Annotated in this window: 26 protein-coding genes and 5 tRNA genes; 24 read left to right on the top strand and 7 right to left on the bottom strand. The window is 73.0% G+C overall.

The genetic code is table 11. From position 1 onward, the window contains the following. The first annotated feature begins 65 nt into the window (after positions 1–65). The 5 genes from ACZ56B_RS25125 to ACZ56B_RS25105 all read left to right on the top strand — a co-directional run bounded on the left by ACZ56B_RS25125 (position 66) and on the right by ACZ56B_RS25105 (position 577). A tRNA-Gln gene (locus ACZ56B_RS25125) sits at positions 66–137 on the top strand. Between the two features lie 40 nt (positions 138–177). Next, positions 178–250, top strand: a tRNA-Glu gene (locus ACZ56B_RS25120). Positions 251–311: 61 nt separating this feature from the next. After that, positions 312–384, top strand: a tRNA-Glu gene (locus tag ACZ56B_RS25115). A gap of 21 nt (positions 385–405) precedes the next feature. Then, positions 406–477: transfer RNA gene (locus ACZ56B_RS25110), tRNA-Gln, on the top strand. Between the two features lie 27 nt (positions 478–504). Continuing rightward, a tRNA-Glu gene (locus ACZ56B_RS25105) sits at positions 505–577 on the top strand. A gap of 553 nt (positions 578–1,130) precedes the next feature. On the opposite strand, the gene ndgR is transcribed toward ACZ56B_RS25105, so the two are convergent. Continuing rightward, positions 1,131–1,844 carry an IclR family transcriptional regulator NdgR gene (ndgR, locus tag ACZ56B_RS25100; RefSeq protein ID WP_159535972.1) on the bottom strand — a complete coding sequence of 238 codons (714 nt, stop codon included), beginning with the start codon at positions 1,842–1,844 and terminating at the stop codon, positions 1,131–1,133. Between the two features lie 197 nt (positions 1,845–2,041). Between ndgR and leuC the strand changes: the two genes are divergently transcribed. The 4 genes from leuC to ACZ56B_RS25080 all read left to right on the top strand — a co-directional run bounded on the left by leuC (position 2,042) and on the right by ACZ56B_RS25080 (position 5,328). Beyond that, entirely contained in the window at positions 2,042–3,469 is a 1,428-nt protein-coding gene (gene leuC, locus ACZ56B_RS25095) for a 3-isopropylmalate dehydratase large subunit (RefSeq protein WP_468794886.1), read from the top strand. A gap of 6 nt (positions 3,470–3,475) precedes the next feature. Continuing rightward, positions 3,476–4,069 (top strand): 3-isopropylmalate dehydratase small subunit, encoded by a 594-nt coding sequence (gene leuD, locus ACZ56B_RS25090; protein WP_468794883.1) that lies wholly within the window; start codon positions 3,476–3,478, stop codon positions 4,067–4,069. A gap of 277 nt (positions 4,070–4,346) precedes the next feature. After that, a complete protein-coding gene (locus ACZ56B_RS25085; RefSeq protein WP_468794880.1) occupies positions 4,347–4,577 on the top strand; it encodes an SCO5555 family protein in 231 nt (76 codons plus the stop codon). A gap of 136 nt (positions 4,578–4,713) precedes the next feature. Continuing rightward, a complete protein-coding gene (locus ACZ56B_RS25080) occupies positions 4,714–5,328 on the top strand; it encodes an HU family DNA-binding protein (protein WP_468794878.1) in 615 nt (204 codons plus the stop codon). A 95-nt stretch (positions 5,329–5,423) separates the two neighbouring features. On the opposite strand, the gene ACZ56B_RS25075 is transcribed toward ACZ56B_RS25080, so the two are convergent. Both ACZ56B_RS25075 and cofC read right to left on the bottom strand, forming a co-directional pair. Beyond that, complete coding sequence (locus ACZ56B_RS25075) at positions 5,424–5,627, bottom strand: hypothetical protein (RefSeq protein WP_468794875.1); 204 nt, start codon at positions 5,625–5,627, stop codon at positions 5,424–5,426. A 9-nt stretch (positions 5,628–5,636) separates the two neighbouring features. Next, a complete protein-coding gene (gene cofC, locus ACZ56B_RS25070; protein ID WP_468794872.1) occupies positions 5,637–6,275 on the bottom strand; it encodes a 2-phospho-L-lactate guanylyltransferase in 639 nt (212 codons plus the stop codon). A gap of 231 nt (positions 6,276–6,506) precedes the next feature. Between cofC and ACZ56B_RS25065 the strand changes: the two genes are divergently transcribed. The 3 genes from ACZ56B_RS25065 to ACZ56B_RS25055 all read left to right on the top strand — a co-directional run bounded on the left by ACZ56B_RS25065 (position 6,507) and on the right by ACZ56B_RS25055 (position 9,605). Then, positions 6,507–7,358, top strand: a complete 852-nt coding sequence (locus tag ACZ56B_RS25065) for a lysophospholipid acyltransferase family protein (RefSeq protein WP_468794869.1) — start codon at positions 6,507–6,509, stop codon at positions 7,356–7,358. Then, positions 7,355–8,365 (top strand): NAD(P)H-dependent glycerol-3-phosphate dehydrogenase, encoded by a 1,011-nt coding sequence (locus ACZ56B_RS25060; protein ID WP_468794866.1) that lies wholly within the window; start codon positions 7,355–7,357, stop codon positions 8,363–8,365. The genes ACZ56B_RS25065 and ACZ56B_RS25060 overlap by 4 nt, the downstream gene beginning before the upstream one ends. Before the next feature lie 82 nt (positions 8,366–8,447). Further along, positions 8,448–9,605 carry a D-alanine--D-alanine ligase family protein gene (locus ACZ56B_RS25055; protein WP_468794863.1) on the top strand — a complete coding sequence of 386 codons (1,158 nt, stop codon included), beginning with the start codon at positions 8,448–8,450 and terminating at the stop codon, positions 9,603–9,605. Between the two features lie 536 nt (positions 9,606–10,141). Here the strand turns inward: ACZ56B_RS25055 and ACZ56B_RS25050 are convergent. After that, on the bottom strand, positions 10,142–10,375 hold the full coding sequence (locus ACZ56B_RS25050; RefSeq protein WP_004983019.1) for an Lrp/AsnC family transcriptional regulator: 234 nt from the start codon (positions 10,373–10,375) through the stop codon (positions 10,142–10,144). A 218-nt stretch (positions 10,376–10,593) separates the two neighbouring features. On the opposite strand from ACZ56B_RS25050, the gene ACZ56B_RS25045 reads away from it, so the two are divergent. After that, entirely contained in the window at positions 10,594–11,559 is a 966-nt protein-coding gene (locus tag ACZ56B_RS25045) for a thiamine-phosphate kinase (protein ID WP_468794860.1), read from the top strand. Next, positions 11,556–12,395, top strand: a complete 840-nt coding sequence (gene thiD / locus ACZ56B_RS25040) for a bifunctional hydroxymethylpyrimidine kinase/phosphomethylpyrimidine kinase (RefSeq protein WP_468794857.1) — start codon at positions 11,556–11,558, stop codon at positions 12,393–12,395. Before ACZ56B_RS25045 ends, thiD begins: the two co-directional genes overlap by 4 nt. A 175-nt stretch (positions 12,396–12,570) precedes the next feature. Here the strand turns inward: thiD and rpmB are convergent, their stop codons facing one another. Next, positions 12,571–12,756, bottom strand: coding sequence for a 50S ribosomal protein L28 (gene rpmB, locus ACZ56B_RS25035; RefSeq protein WP_004924906.1), 186 nt, complete (start codon positions 12,754–12,756; stop codon positions 12,571–12,573). Positions 12,757–13,021: 265 nt separating this feature from the next. Here rpmB and ACZ56B_RS25030 point away from each other — a divergent pair, with 265 nt between their 5' ends. The 9 genes from ACZ56B_RS25030 (at position 13,022) to mutM (ending at position 22,365) form a co-directional block, all read left to right on the top strand. Beyond that, positions 13,022–14,785: a DAK2 domain-containing protein gene (locus ACZ56B_RS25030; protein ID WP_468794853.1), complete on the top strand. Its 1,764-nt coding sequence runs from the start codon at positions 13,022–13,024 to the stop codon at positions 14,783–14,785. An 85-nt stretch (positions 14,786–14,870) separates the two neighbouring features. Further along, the gene (recG, locus tag ACZ56B_RS25025; protein WP_468794850.1) at positions 14,871–17,093 is read left to right on the top strand and encodes an ATP-dependent DNA helicase RecG; all 2,223 of its coding nucleotides are present in this window, start codon (positions 14,871–14,873) and stop codon (positions 17,091–17,093) included. Between the two features lie 104 nt (positions 17,094–17,197). Beyond that, positions 17,198–17,785, top strand: a complete 588-nt coding sequence (gene rsmD, locus ACZ56B_RS25020; RefSeq protein ID WP_468794847.1) for a 16S rRNA (guanine(966)-N(2))-methyltransferase RsmD — start codon at positions 17,198–17,200, stop codon at positions 17,783–17,785. A gap of 26 nt (positions 17,786–17,811) precedes the next feature. Continuing rightward, positions 17,812–18,291 (top strand): pantetheine-phosphate adenylyltransferase, encoded by a 480-nt coding sequence (gene coaD / locus ACZ56B_RS25015; RefSeq protein ID WP_468794844.1) that lies wholly within the window; start codon positions 17,812–17,814, stop codon positions 18,289–18,291. A 131-nt stretch (positions 18,292–18,422) separates the two neighbouring features. After that, on the top strand, positions 18,423–19,553 hold the full coding sequence (locus ACZ56B_RS25010; RefSeq protein WP_468794841.1) for an ATP synthase F0 subunit B: 1,131 nt from the start codon (positions 18,423–18,425) through the stop codon (positions 19,551–19,553). A 170-nt stretch (positions 19,554–19,723) separates the two neighbouring features. After that, the gene (locus tag ACZ56B_RS25005) at positions 19,724–20,368 is read left to right on the top strand and encodes a YceD family protein (protein WP_468794838.1); all 645 of its coding nucleotides are present in this window, start codon (positions 19,724–19,726) and stop codon (positions 20,366–20,368) included. A gap of 2 nt (positions 20,369–20,370) precedes the next feature. Continuing rightward, on the top strand, positions 20,371–20,544 hold the full coding sequence (gene rpmF / locus ACZ56B_RS25000; protein ID WP_106412252.1) for a 50S ribosomal protein L32: 174 nt from the start codon (positions 20,371–20,373) through the stop codon (positions 20,542–20,544). 7 nt (positions 20,545–20,551) lie between these two features. Further along, positions 20,552–21,424, top strand: coding sequence for a ribonuclease III (gene rnc / locus ACZ56B_RS24995; protein WP_468794834.1), 873 nt, complete (start codon positions 20,552–20,554; stop codon positions 21,422–21,424). Between the two features lie 80 nt (positions 21,425–21,504). Beyond that, positions 21,505–22,365 carry a bifunctional DNA-formamidopyrimidine glycosylase/DNA-(apurinic or apyrimidinic site) lyase gene (gene mutM, locus ACZ56B_RS24990; protein ID WP_468794831.1) on the top strand — a complete coding sequence of 287 codons (861 nt, stop codon included), beginning with the start codon at positions 21,505–21,507 and terminating at the stop codon, positions 22,363–22,365. Here mutM and ACZ56B_RS24985 read toward each other — a convergent pair. Both ACZ56B_RS24985 and ACZ56B_RS24980 read right to left on the bottom strand, forming a co-directional pair. Beyond that, entirely contained in the window at positions 22,338–22,739 is a 402-nt protein-coding gene (locus ACZ56B_RS24985; protein WP_468794828.1) for a winged helix-turn-helix transcriptional regulator, read from the bottom strand. The two genes, mutM and ACZ56B_RS24985, sit on opposite strands and share 28 nt — an antisense overlap. Positions 22,740–23,139: 400 nt before the next feature. Then, complete coding sequence (locus ACZ56B_RS24980; protein WP_468794825.1) at positions 23,140–24,414, bottom strand: CAP domain-containing protein; 1,275 nt, start codon at positions 24,412–24,414, stop codon at positions 23,140–23,142. 176 nt (positions 24,415–24,590) lie between these two features. Between ACZ56B_RS24980 and ACZ56B_RS24975 the strand changes: the two genes are divergently transcribed. Beyond that, on the top strand, positions 24,591–24,872 hold the full coding sequence (locus ACZ56B_RS24975) for an acylphosphatase (RefSeq protein ID WP_468794822.1): 282 nt from the start codon (positions 24,591–24,593) through the stop codon (positions 24,870–24,872). Positions 24,873–24,975: the final 103 nt, after the last annotated feature.

Here is a 24,975-nt window from a genome sequence, read left to right as displayed (position 1 = left end):
CCGACGGGCCGGAACTCCGCAGCGCAGCGCTAGAACAAGATCCCCTCAGGGGGCTTGCGTTCCAGTGGCCTATGGTGTAATTGGCAGCACGACTGATTCTGGTTCAGTTAGTCTTGGTTCGAGTCCAGGTAGGCCAGCTCGCAGAGCTCATCTGCAACCCGCGGATCACATCCGCAAGCCCCCGTTGTGTAGCGGCCTAGCACGCCGCCCTCTCAAGGCGGTAGCGCCGGTTCGAATCCGGTCGGGGGTACAGATCCTTCCCGCGGGAACAGCCGGGTCGCTCCCACTGTTCTCGATGCAGGATCGCTAGGGCCCCCGTTGTGTAGCGGCCTAGCACGCCGCCCTCTCAAGGCGGTAGCGCCGGTTCGAATCCGGTCGGGGGTACTGACTGGTCTAAACCATCATTGGTCTATGGTGTAATTGGCAGCACGACTGATTCTGGTTCAGTTAGTCTTGGTTCGAGTCCAGGTAGACCAGCAGGATCTGCGGAAACGCACGATCCACGCCCCCGTTGTGTAGCGGCCTAGCACGCCGCCCTCTCAAGGCGGTAGCGCCGGTTCGAATCCGGTCGGGGGTACAGATGGCGAGAGCCCTCCACTGAGGTGGGGGGCTCTCGGCGTTCCGGGAGGGCGGCGGCGCGGGGCGCAGGTCCCGGCGGGTGATCCGGCCCGCTCGATCCCGCGGCGCCCTGCCGAAACCCTCTCCCACGGGTCACCTGGCGCATCAACTTCCCCTGGGTCCCCATCGGTTCGGCGCCCCGGAGCGGCCCGGCCGGTGCGGGGCCGTCACCGCCGAACGCGGCGACCGGGGGGAGGGGCGTCGTCCTGCCGGTCGGCGTGCGGACCACCCGTTTGCGGGCGGTGCCCGCGCGCACGTTCCGGCGTCTTCCACCACGCCGGGTGAGCGCCCGCCGACCGTGGGGGACCGGGAGGAGGCGTGCGGCGCACGTGGTGCCGGAGGGCCCGCACGAGCCGGTCCGCCCCGGCAGGCCGACGCGCGGAGCCCGCGGTCGCGCACGGGCGGGTGCCGGCCGGAGGAGGAGACGTCCGGCAGCGCGTGGGGTCGGGGAGGGCCTGCCGCGGCGTTGAGGCGGGCCCGCCCCCGACGGGGACGGCGGACGAAGAGGGCGGTCAGGAGCGGCGCAGCGCCTCGGAGAGGCGGGTGGCGGCGTCGATGACGGCCTGCGCGTGCATGCGGCCCGGGTGGCGGGTCAGGCGCTCGATGGGGCCGGAGACCGACACGGCGGCCACCACCCGGTTCGAGGGGCCGCGCACCGGCGCGGAGACGGACGCGACCCCCGGCTCGCGCTCACCGATCGACTGGGCCCAGCCGCGGCGCCGTACGCCCGACAGGGCCGTCGCCGTGAAGCGGGCGCCCTGCAGGCCGCGGTGCAGCCGCTCCGGCTCCTCCCAGGCGAGCAGGATCTGCGCCGAGGAGCCGGCCTTCATCGTCAGCGTGGAGCCCACCGGGACCGTGTCCCGAAGGCCCGACAGGCGCTCCGCCGCGGCGACGCAGATGCGCATGTCGCCCTGGCGGCGGTAGAGCTGGGCGCTCTCCCCGGTGACGTCGCGGAGGTGGGTGAGCACCGGGCCCGCCGTGGCGAGCAGACGGTCCTCGCCCGCCGCCGCGGCCAGTTCGGCCAGGCGCGGGCCGAGGATGAACCGGCCCTGCATGTCGCGCGCCACCAGACGGTGGTGCTCCAGCGCCACGGCCAGACGGTGGGCCGTGGGTCGTGCCAGTCCGGTGGCGCCGACCAACCCCGCGAGGGTGGCCGGACCGGACTCCAGGGCGCTCAGGACGAGGGCCGCCTTGTCCAGAACGCCGACGCCGCTACTGTTGTCCATGCAACGATACTTGCGTCTCACTCTGTGAAACGCAAGTTCAATTTTCCGTGGAACCCGCCACTCTGGAAGCACGGAAGCAACGCGGCCCGTGGACACAGGGGCCTGGCGGCGGACGCCCGGGACCAGGGGCGCGGGCGCCGTCTCCTCAGAGATCTCTAGTTGGGCCGGAGCGGTTCGTGCCGGCCGAAGGGAAAGCGATGGGTAGGACACTCGCGGAGAAGGTCTGGGACGACCACGTCGTCCGGCGCGCCGAGGGCGAGCCCGACCTCCTCTTCATCGATCTGCACCTGCTGCACGAGGTGACCAGCCCGCAGGCCTTCGACGGCCTCCGCAAGAGCGGCCGGAAGGTGCGCAGGCTCGACCTCACCATCGCGACCGAGGACCACAACACCCCGACCCTGGACATCGACAAGCCCATCGCCGACCCGGTCTCCCGGGTCCAGCTGGAGACCCTGCGGAGGAACTGCGCGGAGTTCGGCGTCCGGCTGCACCCGCTGGGCGACGTCGAGCAGGGCGTGGTGCACGTGGTCGGTCCGCAGCTCGGCCTGACCCAGCCCGGCACGACCGTGGTCTGCGGCGACTCGCACACCTCCACGCACGGCGCCTTCGGCGCTCTGGCGTTCGGCATCGGCACCTCCCAGGTCGAGCACGTGCTGGCCACCCAGACGCTGCCGATGGCCCGTCCGAAGACCATGGCGATCACGGTCAACGGCGAACTGCCCGACGGGGTCACGGCCAAGGACCTGATCCTGGCGATCATCGCGAGGATCGGCACCGGCGGCGGCCAGGGCTACATCCTGGAGTACCGGGGCGAGGCCATCGAGAAGCTCTCGATGGAGGCCCGGATGACCATCTGCAACATGTCGATCGAGGCCGGCGCCCGCGCGGGCATGATCGCTCCCGACGAGACCACCTTCGCGTACCTCAAGGACCGCCCGCACGCCCCGCGGGGCGAGGACTGGGACGCGGCCGTCGCCTACTGGAGGACGCTGCGCACCGACGCGGACGCCGAGTTCGACGCCGAGGTCGTCATCGAGGCCGCCGAACTGTCGCCGTTCGTCACCTGGGGCACCAACCCGGGCCAGGGCGCGCCGCTGTCCGCCTCGGTCCCCGACCCCGCTTCGTACGAAGACCCCTCGGAGCGCCTCGCCGCCGAAAAGGCCCTGGAGTACATGGGGTTGGAGGCCGGCCAGCCGCTGCGCTCCATCGGCGTGGACACCGTCTTCGTAGGTTCCTGCACCAACGGCCGCATCGAGGACCTGCGCGCCGCCGCGGAGATCCTCAAGGGCCGCAAAGTCGCCGACGGCGTACGGATGCTGGTCGTCCCGGGCTCCGCGCGGGTGGGGCTGCAGGCCGTCTCCGAGGGCCTGGACGTGGTCTTCAAGGAGGCCGGCGCCGAGTGGCGGCACGCGGGCTGCTCCATGTGCCTGGGCATGAACCCCGACCAGCTCGCCCCCGGCGAGCGCTCCGCCTCCACCTCCAACCGCAACTTCGAGGGCCGGCAGGGCAAGGGCGGCCGCACCCACCTGGTGTCCCCGCAGGTCGCCGCGGCCACCGCGGTCCTGGGCCACCTGGCCTCCCCGGCCGATCTCGCCGTCGACGCACCCACGCCCGCTGGAGTCTGATCAGTCATGGAAGCATTCACCGCCCACACCGGCCGGGCCGTCCCGCTGCGCCGCAGCAACGTCGACACCGACCAGATCATCCCCGCCCACTGGCTCAAGAAGGTGACGCGGGACGGGTTCGAGGACGGACTGTTCGAGGCCTGGCGCAGGGACCCGGAGTTCGTGCTCAACCGGCCCGAGCGCCGGGGCGCCACGGTGCTGGTGGCCGGCCCTGACTTCGGCACCGGCTCCTCCCGCGAGCACGCCGTCTGGGCGCTGCAGAACTACGGGTTCAAGGCCGTGATCTCCTCCCGCTTCGCCGACATCTTCCGCGGCAACTCGCTGAAGAACGGCCTGCTGACGGTGGTCCTCGACCAGAAGACCGTGGACGCGCTGTGGGAGCTCACCGAAGCCGACCCCACCGCCGAGATCACCGTCGACCTCGAGGCCCGCGAGGTGCGCGCCGAGGGCGTCACCGCCTCCTTCGAGCTCGACGAGAACTCCCGCTGGCGACTGCTGAACGGTCTCGACGACATCTCCATCACGCTGCGGAACGAGGCCGACATCGCCGCCTACGAGGCGAAGCGCCCCTCCTTCAAGCCGCGCACCCTCCCGGTCTGACCCCGTCCGCGGGCGAAGCCCCGCCCAGAGGTCGACTTTCGGCCACCCCGACACACCGCCCGTACCCCCGATCGGATCGATCGGGGGTACGGGCGTCTCCGTGCCCGTCCGGCGCCGCACGGCGTCCCGGACGCTCTCAACTTCCCACGTTAGAGGGGTGATTGCCGGGGTACGCGCGTCGTGCGCCCACGGCTTCCGCGGGCGTCGGGAGGACCGCCCGAGGCGGTAGTTGCCCCCTGCGCAGGCGGCAACTTGCCCCAGATGGCACAATCTGTGCATGGAACACGACGGCCAACTCGAGCTCTATGCGGCGGTCGCGGTCCGGCTCAAGGAAGCGCACTCGAGGGTGCGCGCACTGCAAGTCCCGGAGGGCGTACGGATGGCGCTGGCCCGGAAGCTGCTGGTCATTACGGCTGCGGCCAAGCACGATCTCGCCGGTGCGGCAAGGCGTCTGGAGCGGTTCGTCGCCGATCTCGACGAGGGGCGATTCCCCGAAGAGGGGCGTTGAACCGGTCGAAACGATCTAGTCCGTTGCGGCACAAGGGTGATTAGCCCGTTTCGTGTTTGATTTGCGGTATATATCTGCCTAACGTGCGAAAAAGCTTGAACAGTTTCGTTCTGGCGATGTCTCCGAAGGGGAAGACGTGAACAAGGCGCAGCTCGTAGAAGCGATTGCCGACAAGATGGGCGGCCGCCAGCAGGCCGCCGATGCCGTCGACGCGGTCCTGGACGCCATCGTCCGCGCGGTGGTCGCGGGGGACCGGGTCTCGGTCACCGGTTTCGGTTCGTTCGAGAAGGTCGACCGTCCGGCCCGCTACGCCCGCAACCCCCAGACGGGCGAGCGGGTTCGGGTCAAGAAGACCTCCGTTCCCCGGTTCCGCGCGGGCCAGGGCTTCAAGGACCTGGTCAGCGGGTCGAAGAAGCTCCCGAAGAACGACATCGCCGTCAAGAAGGCCCCCAAGGGCAGCCTGTCCGGCCCGTCGGCCACGATCTCCAAGGCCGCGGGCAAGAAGGCCGCCGCCAAGAAGGCCGCGGCCAAGAAGACGACGGCGAAGAAGGCCGCCACCAAGACGGCGGCGGCCAAGACCACGGCGAAGAAGGCACCCGCCAAGAAGACCGCGACGACCGCCAAGACCGCCGCCGCGAAGACGACCGCCAAGAAGGCCCCGGCCAAGAAGGCGACGGCCACGAAGGCGCCCGCCAAGAAGTCCACCGCGCGCAAGACCACGGCCAAGAAGACCACCACCCGCAAGAAGTAGCCGCGGGCAAGCGGTACCTCACGCGCCGGGCCGGACTCCGTCGGGGAGCCCGGCCCGCGGCGTGTCGGCGGGGGTGACGACCGGGAGGCGGCCGGTCAGAACGTCTGGAGCGTCACCAGCGTGATCCGCCGGCCCTCGCCCTCGCCCTCGGTCTCGATGCGCACCCGCTGCCCGGGGCGCAGCAGCCTCAGACTCCCCGCGTCGAACGCCGGAGCGTCGAAGGACACCGGGGTGCCGTCGTCCAGGAGCACCTGACCGCTGCGGCTGACGGGGTCGTAGGTGTACGCGGTGGCCTGCATACCGGCAGCTTACTGCTCCGGAATCAGCAACCGCGCGGCGGCCGCGGCCGTGTGAGACCCCACCCCCAGGGCCAGCGCCGCCCGCAGATCGTCGCCGGTGTCCACGTCCTGCCGCACGGAATCCACCCCGTCCAGACACAGTTCCACGGCCCCGGACGCCCGGTGCCGGGCCCGCGAATCGGGACCGAAGGACGGGCGCAATTCCCGGCCCGGGGACGCGGCCAGCAGGGTCGTGCCGATTGCGGCGGCGTCCGCGAGAAAAGCGCGCGGGAATTCGGCGGCCGTATCGAGGACACGGGCCAATTCCGGCGGGCGCAGCGCCGGCAGGTCGGCGTTCAGGGCCGCCACGCCGCCGGCCCGCCGGGACGCGCGCACCACCGCCGCCGCGTGGCCGAGAGCGGCGTTCAGACCGCCGCCCGGTTCGTCGGGGACGATCCCGGCGCCCAGCGCGCCCAGTTCGCGGCCCGCCCGGACGTCGTCCGTGACGACCACCACATCCCGCACCGCCGGGCACGCCAGCGCGGCCGCCACCGTGTCCTGGGCGAAGGCGAGCGCGAGGCCCGGGCGCAGTCCGTCGTCCGCGGTGTCCGACAGCCTGCTCTTGGCCCGGTCCAGCGGCTTCAGGGGCACCACCAAGGTCCACTGCACGAGTGTTACGTCCCTCTCTCGTCGCGGTCATTGTCACCCGGAGCACCCGGTGCCCGGGGGGAGGGGAGGGGGTGAAGCCCCTCGCGGGAGGATGACCGGAGAAGGGCGGGCGTACGGTGTTCTCGACAGACCGGCGGCCCGGGGCGACACTTGTGCGGCCCGTCCGGCCTCCGGCCCGAGCCCGTGGCCCCGGGGTGATACGAAAGACAGGACCAAGAGGAAGGTGTCCTTGTGCCGCGCCGCAGAATCGGCTTCTGGTACCGCTTCGCCGCGGTGATCTGCAAACCGCCGCTGGTGGTTCTGCTCAAGCGGGACTGGCGTGGAATGGAGAACATTCCGGCCGAGGGCGGCTTTATCACCGCGGTGAACCACAATTCGCACATCGATCCTCTCGCTTACGCGCACTTTCAGTACAACACCGGACGTGTCCCGCGATTTCTGGCGAAGAGCGGTCTTTTCAAAAAGGGATTCGTCGGCGCCGCGATGCGCGGCACCGGGCAGATCCCCGTCTACCGCGAGAGCACGGACGCGCTCAGCGCCTTCCGCGCGGCGATCGACGCCGTGGAGCGCGGTGAATGCGTCGCCTTCTACCCCGAGGGCACCCTCACCCGCGACCCGGACGGCTGGCCCATGACGGGCAAGACCGGTGCCGCGCGCGTCGCCCTGCAGACCAAGTGCCCGGTGATCCCGGTCGCCCAGTGGGGCGCCAACGAGGTGCTGCCGCCGTACGCCAGGAAGCCGCGCCTCCTGCCGCGCAAGACCCACCGGGTCCTGGCCGGCCCGCCGGTGGACCTGGACCGCTTCTACGACCGGGAGATGACCCCGGAACTGCTCAAGGAGGCGACCGAGGCGATCATGGCGGCCGTCACCCGCCAGTTGGAGGAGATCCGCGGCGAGAAGGCCCCCGGGACGCCCTACGACCCGCGCCGCGAGCGCATCGAACAGAGCCACCGGACCCGGGCGCAGCGGCAGCGGGCGGGACGGCGCGGCACCCGGCCGCCGGAGGACCGGTCGCCGGGGGCGGCGGAGACGGAACAGGCGCGGAGCAGGGCCGGCGTACGGGAAGAGGGGCTGGGAACGTGAGCAAGCCGGTCAAGGCGGCCGTCTTCGGCACCGGGTCGTGGGGCACGGCCTTCGGCATGGTCCTCGCCGACGCGGGCTGCGACGTCGTGCTGTGGGGACGGCGCCCCGAACTCGCCGAGGCGGTCAACTCCACCCGCACCAACCCCGACTACCTGCCGGGCGTCGAGCTCCCGAAGAACCTGCGGGCCACGGCGGACGCCGCCGAGGCCGCGCACGGCGCCGACTTCACCGTCCTCGCCGTCCCCTCGCAGACGCTGCGCGGCAACCTCGCCGCGTGGGCGCCGCTGCTCGCCCCCGGCACGGTCCTGGTGTCGCTGATGAAGGGCGTCGAACTCGGCTCCGCCATGCGCATGAGCGAGGTGATCGAGGACGTCGCCGGGGTGGGCGCCGACCGCGTCGCCGTGGTCACCGGACCCAACCTGGCCCGCGAGATCGCCGCCCGCATGCCGGCCGCCGCCGTGGTCGCCTGCGCCGACGAGGGCGTCGCCCGGCGGCTCCAGACCGCCTGCCACACGCCGTACTTCCGGCCGTACACCAACACCGACGTCGTCGGCTGCGAACTGGGCGGCGCCGTGAAGAACGTGATCGGGCTGGCCGTCGGCATCGCGGACGGCATGGGGCTCGGCGACAACGCCAAGGGCTCGCTCATCACCCGCGGCCTCGCCGAGACCACCCGGCTCGGCGCGGCACTGGGCGCCGACCCGCTGACCTTCTCCGGACTGGCGGGACTGGGCGACCTGGTGGCCACCTGCTCGTCGCCGCTGTCGCGCAACCACACCTTCGGCACCAACCTCGGCAAGGGCATGACCCTCGAGGAGACCATCGCGGTCACCCGGCAGACCGCCGAGGGCGTCAAGTCCTGCGAGTCGGTGCTGGATCTGGCCCGCCGGCACGGCGTCGACATGCCGATCACCGAGACGGTCGTCGGCATCGTGCACGAGGGCAAGCCGCCCGCGGTCGCCCTCGAGGAGCTGATGTCGCGCAGCGCGAAGCCCGAACGACGCTGAGCGACGGCCTCCTCCGTCCGGCCCGCACCCGGCGTTGCGGGCGCTGTCTCCCGGCCCTGCCACCGGGTACTCTCGTCGCGATATGAGCACCGAGAACCTCCCCCAGAGCCCCGAGCAGCCGCCGCGCAAGCCGCGTGTGGCCGTCGTGTTCGGCGGGCGCAGCTCCGAACACGGCATCTCCGTGGTCACCGCCGGAGCCGTCCTCAAGGCCATCGACCGGGCCAAGTACGACGTCCTGCCGATCGGCATCACCGCGGACGGCCGCTGGGCTCTCACGGCCGACGAGCCGGAGCGCATGGCGATCACCGATCGGCGCACCCCCAGCGTCGACCAGCTCGCCGAGTCGGCGGAGGGCGGCGTGGTGCTCCCCGTGGACCCCGCCAACCGCGAAGTCGTCTACAGCGAGCCCGGTTCGGTGCCCAAGGCGCTCGGTGAGGTCGACGTGGTCTTCCCGGTGCTGCACGGCCCCTACGGCGAGGACGGCACCCTCCAGGGCCTGCTGGAGCTCTCCGGCGTCCCCTACGTCGGCTCGGGCGTGCTCGCCTCGGCCGTCGGCCAGGACAAGGAGTACATGAAGCGGGTGTTCACCTCCTTCGGGCTCAAGGTCGGCCCGTACCTGGTGATCCGGCCGCGCGAGTGGCGGCAGGACGAGTCCGCCGCCCGCAGGCGGATCGTCGACTTCGCCGGCGAGCACGGCTGGCCGCTGTTCGTGAAGCCCGCCCGGGCCGGCTCGTCGATCGGCATCACCAAGGTCGACGACCTCTCCGGTCTGGAGGAGGCGATCGCCGAGGCCCGGCGCCACGACCCGAAGATCCTCGTCGAGGCGGCGCTGCGCGGCCGTGAGATCGAGTGCGGGGTGCTGGAGTTCGAGGACGGCCCGCGCGCCTCGGTGCCCGCCGAGATCCCGCCGCCCGACGCCCACGCGTACTACGACTTCGAGGCCAAGTACATCGACTCCACGCCCGGCATCGTGCCCGCGCCGCTGACCGAGGAGGAGACGGCCGAGGTGCGCCGGCTCGCGGTGGAGGCGTTCGAGGCGGCCTCCTGCGAGGGACTGGTCCGCGCGGACTTCTTCCTCACCGAGGACGGCGACTTCGTCATCAACGAGATCAACACGATGCCCGGCTTCACGCCCATCTCGATGTACCCGCAGATGTGGCGGGCCACCGGCATCGACTACCCGGAACTGGTGGACCGGCTGGTGCAGGCGGCGCTGCGGCGCCCGACCGGACTGCGCTGACCCGTCACGGACCAGGCCCGCACCCGGGCCGCGGGGACCCTGCCGCTTCGGGAGGGACCGCTCCCGGCCGGTGAGCGGGAGGTCCGCACGCGCACCGGCCCGCCCGCCGGCCGTCCGGGCTGCCCGGGCCCTCGCCCGCCGGCGCCCGCCGCCGGCCGCCCTCCCCGGTGCTCTTCGCCGGCCGGCCCGGCACCGCGCGGCACCGCGTCCGGGCCGACGTCGCCGGCCCGGTGCCGGGACGGTCGTCTCCGGCGGCCGTGCGGCCCCGCACCGCAGTATGATCGCCACGCCGCCCCGGCCCGTGGCCGGTTCGGGCGCGGGTCCGGAGCGTCGCGGCTCCCACCGCCCGCCGTCGCCCGCGGAAGCTTCGCCCGGGGCGGCACGGCTCGGCGGCCTTCGGACCCGGACCGGGAACCGCCGCGGACGCGCTGTCGTCCGCCGAGGAGCGGCCCGCGGCGGCGAACGGCACCGCGGGGGCGGGGCAGGGCGGTGCGCCGGGGACGGAAGGAGTCCACCGGCACAGGGCGGACGGGGGGCTACAGATGGACGACCGGGCAGGTCAGGGTACGGGTGATCCCGTCCACCTGCTGGACCTTCGCCACCACCATCCGGCCCAGGTCGTCGACGGTGTCGGCCTGGGCGCGCACGATCACGTCGTACGGTCCGGTCACGTCCTCGGCCTGGACGACTCCAGGGATCTTGCCGATCAGATCGGCGACGGTCGACGCCTTGCCGACCTCCGTCTGGATCAGGATGTACGCCTGTACCACGGAACCTCCAGGGCGGCCACGAGGATCGTGTGGGGAAAAGGAACGCCACGGTATCGCGTCGCCGCTCGCCACGGGGAGATCTGCGGAAACCGGGCCTTGCGCGCCGGGGTCCGGACACGAGAGAAGTTGACGGTCACCTCGACCGTAGCGAGCGCACGGACGGCTCGCGACCGGGCACGGTCGGGCACAGGGACAGGGACAGAAGGGGAGCAAGGGCAATGAAGGGCACTGTTGGTGAGCTCGGGGAGTTCGGGCTCATCAGGGAGCTCACCTCCCGTCTCACCACCACCCCCGCGGTCCGGGTCGGCCCCGGCGACGACGCCGCGGTGGTCGCCGCGCCCGACCGCAGGGTCGTGGCCAGCACCGACATCCTGGTGGAGGGCCGGCACTTCCGCCGCGACTGGTCCACGGCCTACGACGTCGGCCGCAAGGCCGCCGCGCAGAACCTCGCCGACATCGCCGCCATGGGAGCCGTGCCGACCGCGCTGCTGCTCGGGCTGGTCGTCCCGGCGGAACTGCCCGTCACCTGGCCCTCGGAGCTGATGGACGGCCTGCGCGACGAGTGCCAGGTCGCGGGTGCCGCGGTCGTCGGCGGCGACGTCGTGCGCGGCGACACGATCACGGTGTCGATCACCGCGCTCGGCGACCTGCGCAACCAGGAACCGGTGACCCGGGCCGGCGCGCAGCCCGGTGACCTCGTCGCGGTGACCGGCTGGCTCGGCTGGTCCGCGGCCGGGCACGCGGTGCTCTCCCGCGGTTTCCGCTCGCCGCGCGCCTTCGTCGAGGCGCACCGGCGCCCCGAACCGCCGTACCACGCGGGTCCGGCCGCGGCCGGACTGGGCGCCACCGCGATGTGCGACGTGAGCGACGGACTGATCGCCGACCTCGGGCACATCGCGGTGGCCAGCAAGGTGCGCATCGACATCCGCTCCGGGGCGATCGACATCCCCTCGCAGATGAACGACATCGGTCAGGCGGTGGGCGTCGATCCCATGCAGTGGGTGCTCACCGGGGGAGAGGACCACGCGATCGTGGCCACCTTCCCGCCGGACGTGAAGCTGCCCGCCCGCTGGAAGGTCATCGGCGAGGTGCTCAACCCCTCGGCGCTGCCCCAGGTGACGGTCGACGGGGCGCCCTGGACGACCCAGGGCGGCTGGGACCACTTCGGGGACATCGAGTCATGAGCGACCGGAACGCCCCGCCCAGGGTGCTCACCGTGGCCGGCTCCGACTCGGGCGGCGGCGCCGGCGTCCAGGCCGACCTGAAGACGATGCTCGCGCTCGGTGTGCACGGCATGAGCGTGCTGACCGCGGTGACCGCGCAGAACTCCCTCGGCGTGCAGGGCGCCTGGGAGCTTCCGGTGGAGGCGGTGCGGGCCCAGTACCGCAGTGTCGTCGACGACATCGGCGTGCAGGCGGTCAAGACCGGCATGCTGGCCTCCGCGGAACTCGTCGAGGCCGTGGCCGACTTGATCGCCGGTACGGACGCGCCGGCGGTCGTCGACCCGGTGGGGGTCTCCAAGCACGGGGATCCGCTGCTGGCCCCCTCCGCGCTGGACTCGGTGCGGACCAGGCTGCTGCCGGTGGCGACCGTGGCCACGCCGAACCTGGACGAGGTGGCGCAACTCACCGGCCTGCGGGTCGAGTCGGAGTCCGGCATGCGCCGGGCGGCCGAGGCGGTGCTGGCGTTCGGACCCCGCTGGGTGGTGATCAAGGGAGGTCACCTCGCGGCGGGCGCGGAGCAGGCCGTCGACCTGCTGACGGACGGCTCGCAGGAGCACTGGCTGCGCGCCCGGCGGCACGACAACCGGCACACCCACGGCACGGGCTGCACGCTCGCGTCGGCGATCGCGTCCCAGCTGGCGAAGGGGCGGTCGGTGCCGGAGGCGGTGACGGCGGCCAAGGACTACGTGACCGGGGCGATCGCGGCCGGGTTCGCCCTGGGCGGCGGCATCGGGCCGGTGGACCACGGCTGGGAACTCGGGCATCGGGCCCGTGGCGGGACGGCCGGTACCGGCTGACGCCCCGGGGAGGCGGCGGGGGCCGGCCGGTGTCCCGGGAGGACGGCGGCCGGACCCGGCCCGCGCCCCGCGCGGGCCGCGGACGGCCGCCGGGGCACGGCAAAAAGCCGGTCCACCCGAGGTGGACCGGCTCGATGCGGCGAAACCGGTTGTGGCCGCGCGCTCAGCGGAAGCGTCAGCGCGAGACCTTGCCGGCCTTGATGCACGAGGTGCAAGCGTTCACGCGCTTCGGCGTCCCGCCGACCACGGTACGCACGCGCTGGATGTTCGGGTTCCAGCGGCGGGGCGTACGGCGGTGCGAGTGCGAGATGTTGTTGCCGAAGCCCGGCCCCTTGCCGCAGACGTCGCAGTTGGCAGCCACGGGTCACTCCAAAGACTTCAGATGCACTTACGGTTGATCCCGGCATGCCGGGATCCGGGGACCGGGCTCGAGGAGCCCTGTGGAACCGAGTGGCGCTGCCAGGTGAGAGGCCCGATCGGATCGGGCAACCGGAGCAGCATACAACGGCTGCAGCCGTAGGACGAAACTACCATGGCGCCTCCGGGGCCGGCCCCGGCCCTCCTCGGGCGGGCGGGGTCCCAAGGTCTACGCTGCGTGCCACGTCCAGCAGCTCAGGGAGGCGCAGGTGGCGCAGGTGCCGCAGACGTTCTTCGATGCTCTCGCGGTGCGTGCCTGGTGCGGTCTCGCGCTGGAGGCGCTGGGACGGGCGCGCGAGGAGATCGACGCGATCAACGTCTATCCCGTGGCGGACGGGGACACCGGCACCAACCTCTACCTGACCGTCGAGTCGGCGGCCGCGGCGGTCGAGGCGGTGTTCGCGGGGCACGAGGCGGGGGGCACCGCGCGTCCCGGCGGGAATCCGGGCGGCGCGGGCGGGGGGCCGACGCTGGCCGACGCGGTACGGGCGATGGCGCACGGGGCGCTGATCGGCGCCCGGGGGAACTCCGGGACGATCCTGGCGCAGCTGCTGCGCGGGATGGCCCAGGTGCTGGCCGGGGAGGAGACCGCGGCCCACGCCGACGGGCAGGGGCTGCGGCTCGCCCTGAGGCACGCGGCCGACTCCGCGCGCCGGGCCGTCGCCCACCCCGCCGAGGGCACGGTCCTCACCGTCGCCTCGGCGGCCGCCGAGGCGGCCGGCGGCGCGGAGGGCGACTGCGGGGCGGTGGCACGGGCGGCCTACGAGGGCGCCCGCACGGCCCTCGCCGCGACGCCGGGCCAGCTGGCGGTCCTGCGGCGCGCGGGAGTGGTGGACGCGGGCGGCAGGGGGCTGGTGGCGGTGCTCGCGGCACTGGTGGAGACGTTCACCGGGCAGGCGCCGCGGGCGGTGACCGCCGCGGCGGCGGACCGCGGGGACGCGGGGCGCGCCGGGGGGGACCACGCGTGCGGGGAGGCGCGCGGGGGTCTCGTCCGGGGCGCCACCGGGCCCGGTGAGTGCGCCGACGGGGGGACCGTACCGGGGGACGGCGGGCCCGCCTTCGAGGTGATCTACCTCCTGGAGGCCGACGACGCGGCCGTGGCGCGGCTGCGGGAACGGCTCGACGGGCTGGGGGACTCGCTCGTCGTGGTCGGCGGCGACGGGCTGTGGAACGTCCACGTGCACGTCGACGACGCGGGCGCGGCCGTCGAGGCCGGCGTCGAGGCCGGGCGGCCGTACCGGATCCGCATCACCCACTTCGGCGCCGGGGACGTGCACACCACGGGAGCCGGGCGGTCGCCCCGGGAGCGCGCGCAGCGGGCCGTCGTGGCCGTGGTGCCCGGCGAGGGACTGGCCGGGCTGTACGCCGAGGCCGGTGCGACCACCGTGCTCGCGCGCCCCGGGGAGCCGCCCGCCAGCGGGGAGCTCGTCCAGGCCGTACGGCGGGCGCACGCGCGCGAGGTGGTGCTGCTGCCCAACGACGCGGACCTGCGCCACACCGCCGCCGCCGCGGCCGAGCAGGCCCGGTCCGAGGGCGTCCGGGTGGCGCTCATCCCGACCCGCTCCGCGGTCCAGGGCATCGCGGCGCTCGCGGTGCACGAGCCGGGGCGCCGCTTCGACGAGGACGTGGTGGCGATGACCTCGGCGGCGGGCGCGACCCGGTACGCCGAGGTCACCGTCGCCGAGCACCGGTCCTGGACCATGGCCGGCATCTGCCAGGCCGGGGACGTCCTCGGCCTCATCGACGGGGACGTGGCCGTGATCGGGCAGGACCTCACGGCCGTCGCCGGGGCCGTCCTCGACCGCATGCTCGCGGCCGGCGGCGAGATGGTCACCCTGGTCCTCGGCGACGGGACCCCCGAGGACGTCGCCGGCCACCTGGAGGCCCGGGTCCGCGAGGGCTACCTCGCCGTCGACACGGTGGTGTACCACGGCGGCCGGCAGGGCGCGCTGCTGCTGATCGGGGTGGAGTGACCCCGGCCGCCCGACCGGGTGTTTCCCGGGACCTCCCGGGGGAGCCGACCCCGCCACCACCGCGTTGTCAGAGCCGTGGTGTGCAATGGACCCCGTGCCCGCACTGGAAGAACCACTGAAGAAAGTGCTCGGCCCCGCCACCGCGAAGGTGATGGCCGAGCACCTCGGCCTGCACACCGTCGGCGACCTCCTCCACCACTACCCGCGCCGGTACGAGGAGCGGGGACAGCTCACCCACCTCGCCGACCTCCCCATGGACGAGCACGTCACGGTGGTCGCCCAGGTCGCCGAGGCCCGCCTGCACACCTTCGCCTCCGCCAAGGCCCCGCGCGGCAAGGGCCAGCGCCTGGAGGTGACCATCACGGACGGCAGCGGCCGGCTCCGGCTGGTCTTCTTCGGCGCCGGCGTCCACAAGCCCCACAAGGAACTCCTGCCGGGCACCCGCGCGCTGTTCGCGGGCAAGGTCTCCGTCTTCAACCGCCGCCTCCAGCTCGCCCACCCCGCCTACGAGCTGCTGCGCGGCGACGGCGACGGCGCGGCGGAGACGGTCGAGAGCTGGGCCGGCGCCCTCATCCCGATCTACCCCGCCACGGCCAAGCTGGAGTCCTGGAAGATCGGCAAGGCGATCCAGACGGTCCTGCCCAGCGCCCGGGAGGCCGTCGACCCGCTCCCGAAGTCCCTGCGCGCCGGCCGCGGGCTGGTCCCCCTCCCCGAGGCCCTGCTGAAGATCCACCGCCCGCAGACCAAGGCGGACGTCGAGGACGCCCGCGCCCGCCTCAAGTGGGACGAGGCCTTCGTCCTGCAGGTCGCCCTCGCCCGCCGCCGGCACGCCGACGCCCAGCTCCCCGCCGTCGCCCGCAGGCCCGGGCCGGACGGCCTCCTCGCCGCCTTCGACGACCGCCTCCCCTTCACCCTCACCGAGGGCCAGCGGAAGGTCTCCGAGGAGATCTTCGCCGACCTCGCGACCGAGCACCCGATGCACCGGCTGCTCCAGGGCGAGGTCGGGTCCGGGAAGACGATGGTCGCCCTGCGCGCCATGCTCGCCGTCGTCGACGCCGGAGGGCAGGCGGCGATGCTCGCGCCCACCGAGGTGCTCGCCCAGCAGCACCACCGGTCGATCACCCAGATGATGGGCGAGCTCGCCGAGGGGGGGATGCTCGGGGGAGCGGAGAACGCCACCAAGGTGGTGCTGCTCACCGGCTCCATGGGCGCGGCCGCGCGGCGCCACGCCCTGCTGGACCTGGCCACCGGCGAGGCCGGCATCGTCATCGGCACCCACGCGCTGATCGAGGACAAGGTGCAGTTCCACGACCTGGGCCTGGTCGTGGTCGACGAACAGCACCGGTTCGGGGTGGAGCAGCGCGACGCCCTGCGCGGCAAGGGCAAGCAGCCGCCGCACCTGCTCGTCATGACCGCCACGCCCATTCCGCGCACGGTCGCCATGACCGTCTTCGGCGACCTGGAGACCTCCGTCCTGGACCAGCTCCCGGCCGGGCGCTCGCCGATCGCCAGCCACGTCGTCCCCGCCGCCGACAAGCCCCACTTCCTCGCCCGCGCCTGGGAGCGGGTGCGCGAGGAGGTGGCCGGCGGCCACCAGGCGTACGTGGTCTGCCCGCGCATCGGCGACGAGGAGGACGACCCGAAGGGGACCGGCCGCAAGAAGCCGGCGTCCCCCGGGGACGAGGCCGAGAAGCGCCCGCCCCTCGCCGTCCTCGACGTGGCCGACCAGCTCGCGAAGGGTCCCCTGCGGGGCCTGCGGATCGAGGTCCTGCACGGCAGGATGCAGCCCGACGACAAGGACGCGGTCATGCGCCGCTTCGCCGCCGGCGAGACCGACGTCCTGGTCGCCACGACCGTCATCGAGGTCGGGGTCAACGTCCCGAACGCCACCGCGATGGTGATCATGGACGCCGACCGCTTCGGCGTCTCCCAGCTCCACCAGCTGCGCGGCCGCGTCGGCCGCGGCTCCGCCCCCGGCCTGTGCCTGCTGGTCACCGAGATGCCCGAGGCGAGCGCGGCCCGGCAGCGGCTGAACGCGGTGGCCGCCACCCTCGACGGCTTCGAACTCTCCCGGATCGACCTCGAACAGCGCCGTGAGGGCGACGTGTTGGGCCAGGCCCAGTCCGGCACCCGGTCCAGCCTGCGCATGCTCGCGGTCATCGACGACGAGGAGGTCATCGCCGAGGCCCGCCGGGAGGCCACCGCGGTCGTCGCCGCCGACCCGGAACTGGAGCGCCTGCCGGCCCTGCGCACGGCGCTGGACGTCCTCCTGGACGAGGAGAGGGAGCAGTACTTGGAGAAGGGCTGAGGCCGGCGCCGTGCGCAGGGGCGGACCCGCCGCCACCGGCGCGCCGCCCCCGCCGTCCGCCTGCGAGACTGGACCCGTCACCACCCCACGAACGAGGACCCGAGATGACCCGCGTGATCGCCGGCGCGGCCGGCGGACGCCGCCTGGCCGTCCCGCCGGGCAACGGCACCCGCCCCACCTCCGACCGCGCGCGCGAGGGCCTGTTCTCCACCTGGCAGGCGCTGCTCGGCGGCCCGCTGGACGGCGAGCGCGTCCTCGACCTGTACGCCGGGTCCGGAGCCGTCGGCCTGGAGGCCCTGTCCCGGGGCGCCGGTCACGCCCTGCTCGTCGAGACCGACGCCAGGGCCGTGCGCACGCTCCGGGAGAACGTCAGGTCGCTCGGACTCCCCGGCGCCGAGATCCGGCCGGGCAAGGCGGAACAGGTCATCCGCGCGGCACCGCCGGGCGAACCGTACGGCCTCGTGTTCCTGGACCCTCCCTACGCCGTCTCGGACGACGATCTCCGCGAGATCCTTCTCACACTCCGTTCGGGGGGCTGGCTCGCGGAAGACGCCCTCGTCACCGTGGAGCGCAGCACCAGAGGCGGCACGTTCGGGTGGCCGCCCGGCTTCGACGCGATCCGGGCCCGCCGCTACGGCGAGGGGACGTTTTGGTACGGTCGCGCCGCCTCTACGTGCGAAGACGCACGATGACCGGACCGGAGAGCGAGGGATCACAAGTGCGCCGCGCCGTATGCCCCGGGTCGTTCGACCCGATCACCAACGGACATCTCGACATCATCGCCCGGGCCTCCCGGCTGTACGACGAGGTCTACGTCGCGGTGATGATCAACCAGTCCAAGAAGGGCCTGTTCGAGATCGAGGAGCGGATCGACCTGATCCGCCGGGTCACCGCCGAGTACGGGAACGTGCGCGTCGAGTCCTTCCACGGCCTCCTCGTCGACTTCTGCAAGGAACGCGACATCCCCGCCATCGTCAAGGGCCTGCGCGCCGTCAGCGACTTCGACTACGAGCTGCAGATGGCCCAGATGAACAACGGCCTCTCGGGCGTGGAGACCCTCTTCGTCCCCACCAACCCCACCTACAGCTTCCTGTCCTCCTCGCTCGTCAAGGAGGTCGCGGCCTGGGGCGGCGACGTCTCCCACCTGGTGCCGGCGGAGGTCCTGACCGCCCTCACCGAACGCCTGCGCAAGGACTGAGGCCGCGGGCCGCCGGCGCCCGGACACCCCGCCGGCCGGCGGAGCGCCCGGCCGGTGTCCCGCGGACCCCCCGGGGTCGTACAGTCGTCCCGTCCGTCTCCAACACAGCTGTAGAGAGTGGCGAGCACACGGTGGACGTGCAGAAGAAGCTCGACGAGATCGTCGCCGCGGTCTCCAGTGCCCGGTCGATGCCCATGTCGGCCTCGTGCGTGGTCAACCGCGCCGAACTGCTCTCGATGCTCGACGAGGTGCGCGCGGCGCTGCCCGGCTCCCTCGCCCAGGCCCAGGAACTCATCGGCGACCGGGAGCAGATGGTCGAGCAGGCCCGGCAGGAGGCCGAGCGGATCATCGAGAGCGCCCGCGCCGAGCGCGGCTCCCTGATCGCCGGCACCGAGGTCGCCCGCCGCTCCCAGGCGGAGGCCGACCGCATCCTCGCCGAGGCCCGCAAGGAGGCCGAGGAGATCCGCGCGGAGGCCGACGACTACGTCGACTCCAAGCTCGCCAACTTCGAGGTCGTCCTCACCAAGACCCTCGGCTCGGTCGGCCGCGGCCGCGAGAAGCTGCTCGGCACCGGCCCCGGCCTGGACGAGCAGGGCTACGAGGACGAGGACGCCCCCGAGCGCAGCCACGACCCGGAGACCCTGCGCCGCACCGCCGACGAGTACGTCGACGCCAAGCTCGGCGCCTTCGAGGCGGTCCTCGCCAAGACCCTGGAGGCGGTCGGCCGGGGCCGCCAGAAACTGCACGGCCGGATCGCCACCGACGACCTCGGTGCCCTCGCCGACGACCCCACGACCGTGCAGCACTCCAGCGACGCCGACTACCTCGCCGACCTCGCGGCGATCGCGGACGCCCCGGCACCGCCGTCCCGGCAGCCCGCGCAGGCCTCCCCGCAGCAGGTCCCCCCGCAGCCGGACTACGCCCCGCAGCCTGACTACGCCCCGCAGCAGCCGGACTACGGCTATCCGCAGCCGGATCCGTACGGCGGTTACCAGCAGCAGTACGGCGGCGGGCAGGACGCCTACCCACCCGCCTCCGGCTACGATCCGGCGGGAGGCGTCCCCGTCCAGCAGGCCGACCCGTACGCCGCCTACCAGGGCTACGACGCCCCGCAGCAGCCGGCGTACGACCCCGGCCGGGACCCGCAGGGATACGTCCCCCAGCAGGACCGGCCCGCCCTCGACGAGACCAGCCTCTTCGACACGAGCATGATCAGCGCCGAACAGCTGCGGGCCTACGAACAGGGCCGCGGCAACGGCTGACCGTCCGCCGGGGACCCGGATTGGGCCGAGAGCGAAAGGTCCAGTATTCTGGCTCTTCGGTCGCGCGTGCGCTCATGTCGATGACGGGGACGTCCGTGACCACCGCTGCCCGGACGTACGGGAAACCCCGGAGGGCAGCGTCCCCCCGAGTTCCGAGACCGAAAGCAGGAATGGTTCTGAACGCCCGCCTCGACCACCGCAACCCCCTTGTGCTCGACACGCACGAGCTGGGTCGGCGGCCCGGTGCGCTGCAGCGCCTGACCCGTACGGTCGACGCCCCCGGGGACTTCGGTATCAAGGGGGTCGTCGGAGTGCCGGAAGGCGCCCCGGTGGAGCTGGAACTCCGGCTCGAGTCGGTCATGGAAGGTGTGCTCGTCACAGGCACCGCCCGTGCGACGGCCGAGGGGGAGTGCGTAAGGTGTCTGGAGCCGCTCGAGCTGGAACTCGAAGCGGACTTCCAGGAGATGTTCTCGTACCCTGACGCCGACGACCGGGGCCGCGTGATCGCGGAACCGGGCGACGACGCCGAGGAGGACGAGGACAGGTTCTTCGTCGAGGACGGCCTGATCGACCTCGAACCCGTGCTGCGCGACGCGGTGGTGCTCGCACTGCCGATGCAGCCGGTGTGCCGGGAAGACTGCCCGGGTCTGTGCTCCGAGTGCGGAGCACGGCTCGCCGACGACCCGGACCACCACCATGACGCCGTCGACATCCGTTGGGCGGCATTGCAGGGACTCGCCGACACCATGAAGGACGGCGAGAAGGACGAGATGAGCGGCGCCGAACCGGGCGTCGACGAGAAGCAGGAGAAGTAGCCGTGGCTGTTCCGAAGCGGAAGATGTCGCGCAGCAACACGCGCCACCGCCGGTCGCAGTGGAAGGCTGCGGTCCCCACCCTGGTTGCGTGCGAGCGCTGCCACGAGCCCAGGCAGCAGCACATCGCGTGCCCGTCGTGCGGCACTTACAACAAGCGCCAGGTCCTCGAGGTCTGAGCGGCTGGTGAGAGGCACTGTGTCCACTGCCAAAAAGGCGGAAGAAGCCGAAACCAGCAGTCCCCGCCGACGCGGGGGTGTTCCGGCGGACAAGCAGGCCTCGTCCCACACGCTTCTGGAAGGGCGGCTCGGCTACAAGGTCGAGTCCGCCCTTCTGGTGCGTGCGCTGACCCACCGTTCCTACGCGTACGAGAACGGCGGCCTGCCGACGAACGAGCGGCTGGAGTTCCTCGGGGACTCCGTGCTCGGCCTCGTCGTCACGGACACGCTGTACCGCGCCCACCCCGACCTGCCCGAGGGCCAGCTGGCCAAGCTGCGGGCCGCGGTGGTCAACTCGCGTGCGCTGGCGGAGGTGGGCCGCGGCCTCGACCTGGGTTCCTTCATCCGGCTCGGCCGCGGTGAAGAGGGCACGGGCGGCCGGGACAAGGCGTCCATCCTCGCCGACACCCTCGAAGCGGTGATCGGCGCGGTCTACCTCGACCAGGGTCTGGACTCGGCGGCGGAGCTGGTGCACCGCCTGTTCGACCCGCTGATCGAGAAGTCCTCCAACCTCGGTGCCGGCCTGGACTGGAAGACCAGTCTCCAGGAGCTCACCGCGACCGAAGGGCTCGGTGTCCCCGAGTACCTGGTCACGGAGACCGGCCCCGACCACGAGAAGACCTTCACTGCTGCCGCCCGCGTCGGAGGCGTCTCGTACGGCACCGGCACCGGCCGCAGCAAGAAGGAGGCGGAGCAGCAGGCCGCCGAGTCCGCCTGGCGCTCCATCAAGGGCGCGGCGGACGAGCGGGCCAAGGCGGCGGCCGAGGCCGAGGAGGCCGTCCGGGTCGCCGAGGCACGGGCCGCCGGCACGAGCGCCGACACCTCGTCGGCCTCCGCCTGACCGACAGCACGTCCCGAGCGCCCGTCCCGACCCGGGGCGGGCGCTCGGTGTTCCCACACCGGCCCCTGGAGGGGTGAACCATGCCCGAACTGCCCGAGGTCGAGGTCGTACGGCGCGGACTCCAGCGGTGGGTCGCCCACCGCACCGTCGCCGAGGCCGAGGTGCTGCACCCGCGCGCGGTGCGCCGCCACCTCGCCGGCGCCGACGACTTCGCACACCGCCTCAAGGGCCACCGCGTCGGCACCCCCAGCCGCCGCGGCAAGTACCTCTGGCTGCCGCTGGAGGACACGGACCAGTCGGTCCTGGCCCACCTCGGCATGAGCGGCCAGCTCCTCGTCCAGCCGCACGACGCGCCGGACGAGAAGCACCTGCGCATCCGGATCCGCTTCGCGGACGAGGCGCGCACCGAACTCCGCTTCGTCGACCAGCGCACCTTCGGCGGCCTGTCGCTGCACGACACCACCCCCGACGGCCTGCCGGACGTCATCGCGCACATCGCCCGCGACCCGCTCGACCCGCTCTTCGACGACGAGGCCTTCCACCGGGCGCTGCGCCGCAAGCGGACCACCGTCAAGCGGGCCCTGCTCGACCAGTCACTGATCAGCGGTGTGGGCAACATCTACGCCGACGAGGCGCTGTGGCGCGCCCGCATCCACTACGAGCGCCCCACGGCCGGTCTCACCCGCCCGCGCACCCTGCTCCTGCTGGGTCACGTCCGGGACGTCATGAACGCGGCCCTCGCGGCCGGCGGCACCAGCTTCGACAGCCTCTACGTCAACGTCAACGGCGAGTCGGGCTACTTCGACCGGTCCCTGGACGCCTACGGCCGCGAGGGCCTGCCCTGCCGCCGCTGCGGCACGCCGGTGCGCAGGCGGCCGTGGATGAACCGGTCCAGCTACTTCTGCCCGAGGTGTCAGCGGGCACCGCGCCCGGCGTCGTAGCGCTCGCGCGCCTCGAGCACCGTGTCCATGCTGCCCTCCACGAAGCGGATGAGGGACAGCAGGCGCCGCGCGGCCTCACGGCCCAGCGGGGTGAGTTCGTAGTCCACGCGGGGCGGGTTGGTGAGCTGTGCCTCCCGGTGCACCAGACCGTCGCGCTCCAGCGCGTGCAGCGTCTGGGACAGCATCTTCTCGCTCACGCCGTCGACCCGGCGGCGCAGCTCGTTGAACCGGAGCGACCCCTCGTACAGCGCGCCGAGCGTCAGTGAGCCCCAGCGCCCGGTCACGTGCTCCAGGGTGCCGCGGGAGGGGCAGGCCTTGGCGAACACGTTGAAGGGGAGGCCCTGATCCTCGGGGCACCGCTGCGTGGTCGTCATGGTCCCAGCCTACTTCAGAGCAGTGCTGACCAGCAGATTGCGCTGACCGAGGGTGAGCGTCCTCGTCGGACGGTCCCGGGAGGGCGAGGGCCTCTCGCGCCCTGCGCGTGATCAGCACCGCTTCCTCGGCACTTCCCGGAAGCCGTCGGCGAACTCCTCGCTCACCCGCGCTGGTTGACGCGGAGGGCTCGACGGGGCGCCGTCCACCGGCCGGGACCGGCGCCCCCGGCCGCACGGCCTCGTGCAGTGCGGGCACTTCCACGCCCCGGTGCCCCGGACGCGGGGGAGCGCGTCAGGGTCTCAGCGAGCACCCGGGCCGCCGTGGACCGCGCCCCCCAGGGCAAGGGACCGGCGGAGGACGGCCCGGCGGACGGGAACGGCTCCCCGGTCCGCGGATGGCTCAGTAGCCGAAGTTCTGTGTCCACCACGGGCCGCCCGGCCCGAAGTGGACGCCCACGCCCAGCGTCCTGAAGTCGCAGTTCAGTATGTTCGCCCGGTGGCCGGGGCTGTCCATCCAGGCCTGCATGACGGCCTCGGCGTCGGCCTGGCCGCGGGCTATGTTCTCGCCGCCGAGGCCGTTGACGCCGGCCGCCTTGGCCCGGTCCCACGGTGTGTCGCCGTCGGGGGTCGTGTGGTCGAAGAAGCCCCGCTGGGCCATGTCCTTGCTGAACGCGGTGGCCAGGCCCGCCAGCGCGCCGTCCGCGGTGACGGGGCTGCAGCCCACCTTGGCCCGCTCCTCGTTGACCAGCTTGAGGACCTGGGCCCCGGCGGCGGCCTCCGCCGGCGTGGCCACCGACCTGCCCGGTTTCCTCTCCGGCTCCGGTTCGGCCTCGCGGGGCGGCGTCCTCTCCGGCTTCTCGCTCGGAGTGGCCGCGGGAGCCTTCTTCTCCGGTGCCTGCTGCTCCGGCGTCTTCGTCGGCGCGGCGGTCGGGGCGGAGACCGGTTCCGACGGCTCGGGGGAGACCGATCGTCCGAAGTCGCGGCTCGCCGGGGCGCCGGCGTCACGGCTCGGGGGCTGGACGCTGCCGGACGTACCGCCCTGCTCGCTGGGCAGGTTGGTCGCCAGGTCCCCGGCCTGCACCTCCTCGCCGGGGGTGGCGTCGCCGCCGAGCTTGTAGTTCTCGAGGCCGGGCACCGTACCCGTGGCCACCGCGACCGTGCCGAGGGCCACCGCGGCGGAGACGCCGAGCAGACCGGTGCGGACCGGTGCCGGGTTCTTCTTCTTCCGGCGCCGGTGCCCGCCCGCGCGCCGGGCGCCTGCTTCGGGCGTGAAACCGTCGTCCGGGGTGCGGTCGTCCGCGAAGGGACCGCCCGGGAAGGTGCCGCCCGCGAAGCCGTCGTCCGGGAAGCCGTCGTCCGGGGTGCGGTCGTCGGGGAAGCCGCCGTCCGGGAAGGGGGCGCTGACGGAGCCGCCCGCGAAACCGTCGCCGGCGAGGGCGGCGGTGTCCAGGGCGTCGGTCCCGCCGGCCGTCCCGAAGAGGTACGCCTCGCTCTTCGCGTACGTCCCGGCGTACGCCTCGGGGTTCAGGTACGGGGCGATGCCCATCGTGGGCGGGCCGTCCGTGCGGGCACTCAGCGGATTCCGGTCCCCGCCGTAGGAGCCGTCGTCGTGGGCGATCTCCGTGGCGCGGCCCGTGGCGGCGCGGCCGGCGGCGGAGCGTCGGTGGCGTCCCATGTCCTGGCCTTCCTCGTCCTTGCGGTCGACTCGTCCTCGCGACCCGCGCGAAACATGATCGACACGAAACTCACACCATCAAGTGAGTTTCATATGAGATTCATGGGTCGGGACGGTACCGCATGGGGCCCGGGGAGGAAGTGCCCCCGGGGACATTGACCGGTTAGGTTGCCCCCATGAGCGACGACGTGCGACTGGTCGCCTGGGTGCGGGGACGTGTCCAAGGTGTGGGTTTCCGCTGGTTCACCCGGGCCAGGGCCCTGGAGATCGGCGGCCTCAGTGGCTTTGCCCTCAATCTGGGGGACGGCCGGGTCCAGGTGGTCGCCGAGGGCTCCCGCGAGCGCTGCGAAGGGCTGCTCGGCTGGCTCCGGGGCGGCGACACGCCCGGGCGCGTGGACGGTGTCACCGAGATCTGGGACACACCGCGCGGCGGCTACGAGGGCTTCGCCATCCGCTGATCCCGTCGCCCTCCGAGGGCTGCGGGGGGGGGGGGGGGGGGGGGCGCGGGGGGGGGGGGGGGGGGGGGGGGGGGGGGGGGGGGGGGGGAGGGGGGGTGTTGGG

The sequence above is a fragment of the Streptomyces sp. NPDC034670 genome (genome assembly GCF_055574875.1).
The sequence above is the reverse complement of the archived record's forward strand: the minus strand, read 5'-3'. Positions and strand labels throughout refer to the sequence as shown.

Coding starts and splice junctions, on each gene's coding strand:
- leuD (WP_468794883.1), top strand. CDS start 3,476: ATGGAAGCATTCACCGCCCACACCGGCCGGGCCGTCCCGCTGCGCCGC.
- rsmD (WP_468794847.1), top strand. CDS start 17,198: ATGACCCGCGTGATCGCCGGCGCGGCCGGCGGACGCCGCCTGGCCGTC.
- ACZ56B_RS25055 (WP_468794863.1), top strand. CDS start 8,448: ATGAGCACCGAGAACCTCCCCCAGAGCCCCGAGCAGCCGCCGCGCAAG.
- ndgR (WP_159535972.1), bottom strand. CDS start 1,844: ATGGACAACAGTAGCGGCGTCGGCGTTCTGGACAAGGCGGCCCTCGTC.
- ACZ56B_RS24975 (WP_468794822.1), top strand. CDS start 24,591: ATGAGCGACGACGTGCGACTGGTCGCCTGGGTGCGGGGACGTGTCCAA.
- leuC (WP_468794886.1), top strand. CDS start 2,042: ATGGGTAGGACACTCGCGGAGAAGGTCTGGGACGACCACGTCGTCCGG.
- ACZ56B_RS25085 (WP_468794880.1), top strand. CDS start 4,347: ATGGAACACGACGGCCAACTCGAGCTCTATGCGGCGGTCGCGGTCCGG.
- ACZ56B_RS24985 (WP_468794828.1), bottom strand. CDS start 22,739: ATGACGACCACGCAGCGGTGCCCCGAGGATCAGGGCCTCCCCTTCAAC.
- recG (WP_468794850.1), top strand. CDS start 14,871: ATGGACCCCGTGCCCGCACTGGAAGAACCACTGAAGAAAGTGCTCGGC.
- ACZ56B_RS25075 (WP_468794875.1), bottom strand. CDS start 5,627: ATGCAGGCCACCGCGTACACCTACGACCCCGTCAGCCGCAGCGGTCAG.
- ACZ56B_RS24980 (WP_468794825.1), bottom strand. CDS start 24,414: ATGGGACGCCACCGACGCTCCGCCGCCGGCCGCGCCGCCACGGGCCGC.
- mutM (WP_468794831.1), top strand. CDS start 21,505: ATGCCCGAACTGCCCGAGGTCGAGGTCGTACGGCGCGGACTCCAGCGG.
- ACZ56B_RS25005 (WP_468794838.1), top strand. CDS start 19,724: ATGGTTCTGAACGCCCGCCTCGACCACCGCAACCCCCTTGTGCTCGAC.
- ACZ56B_RS25045 (WP_468794860.1), top strand. CDS start 10,594: ATGAAGGGCACTGTTGGTGAGCTCGGGGAGTTCGGGCTCATCAGGGAG.
- thiD (WP_468794857.1), top strand. CDS start 11,556: ATGAGCGACCGGAACGCCCCGCCCAGGGTGCTCACCGTGGCCGGCTCC.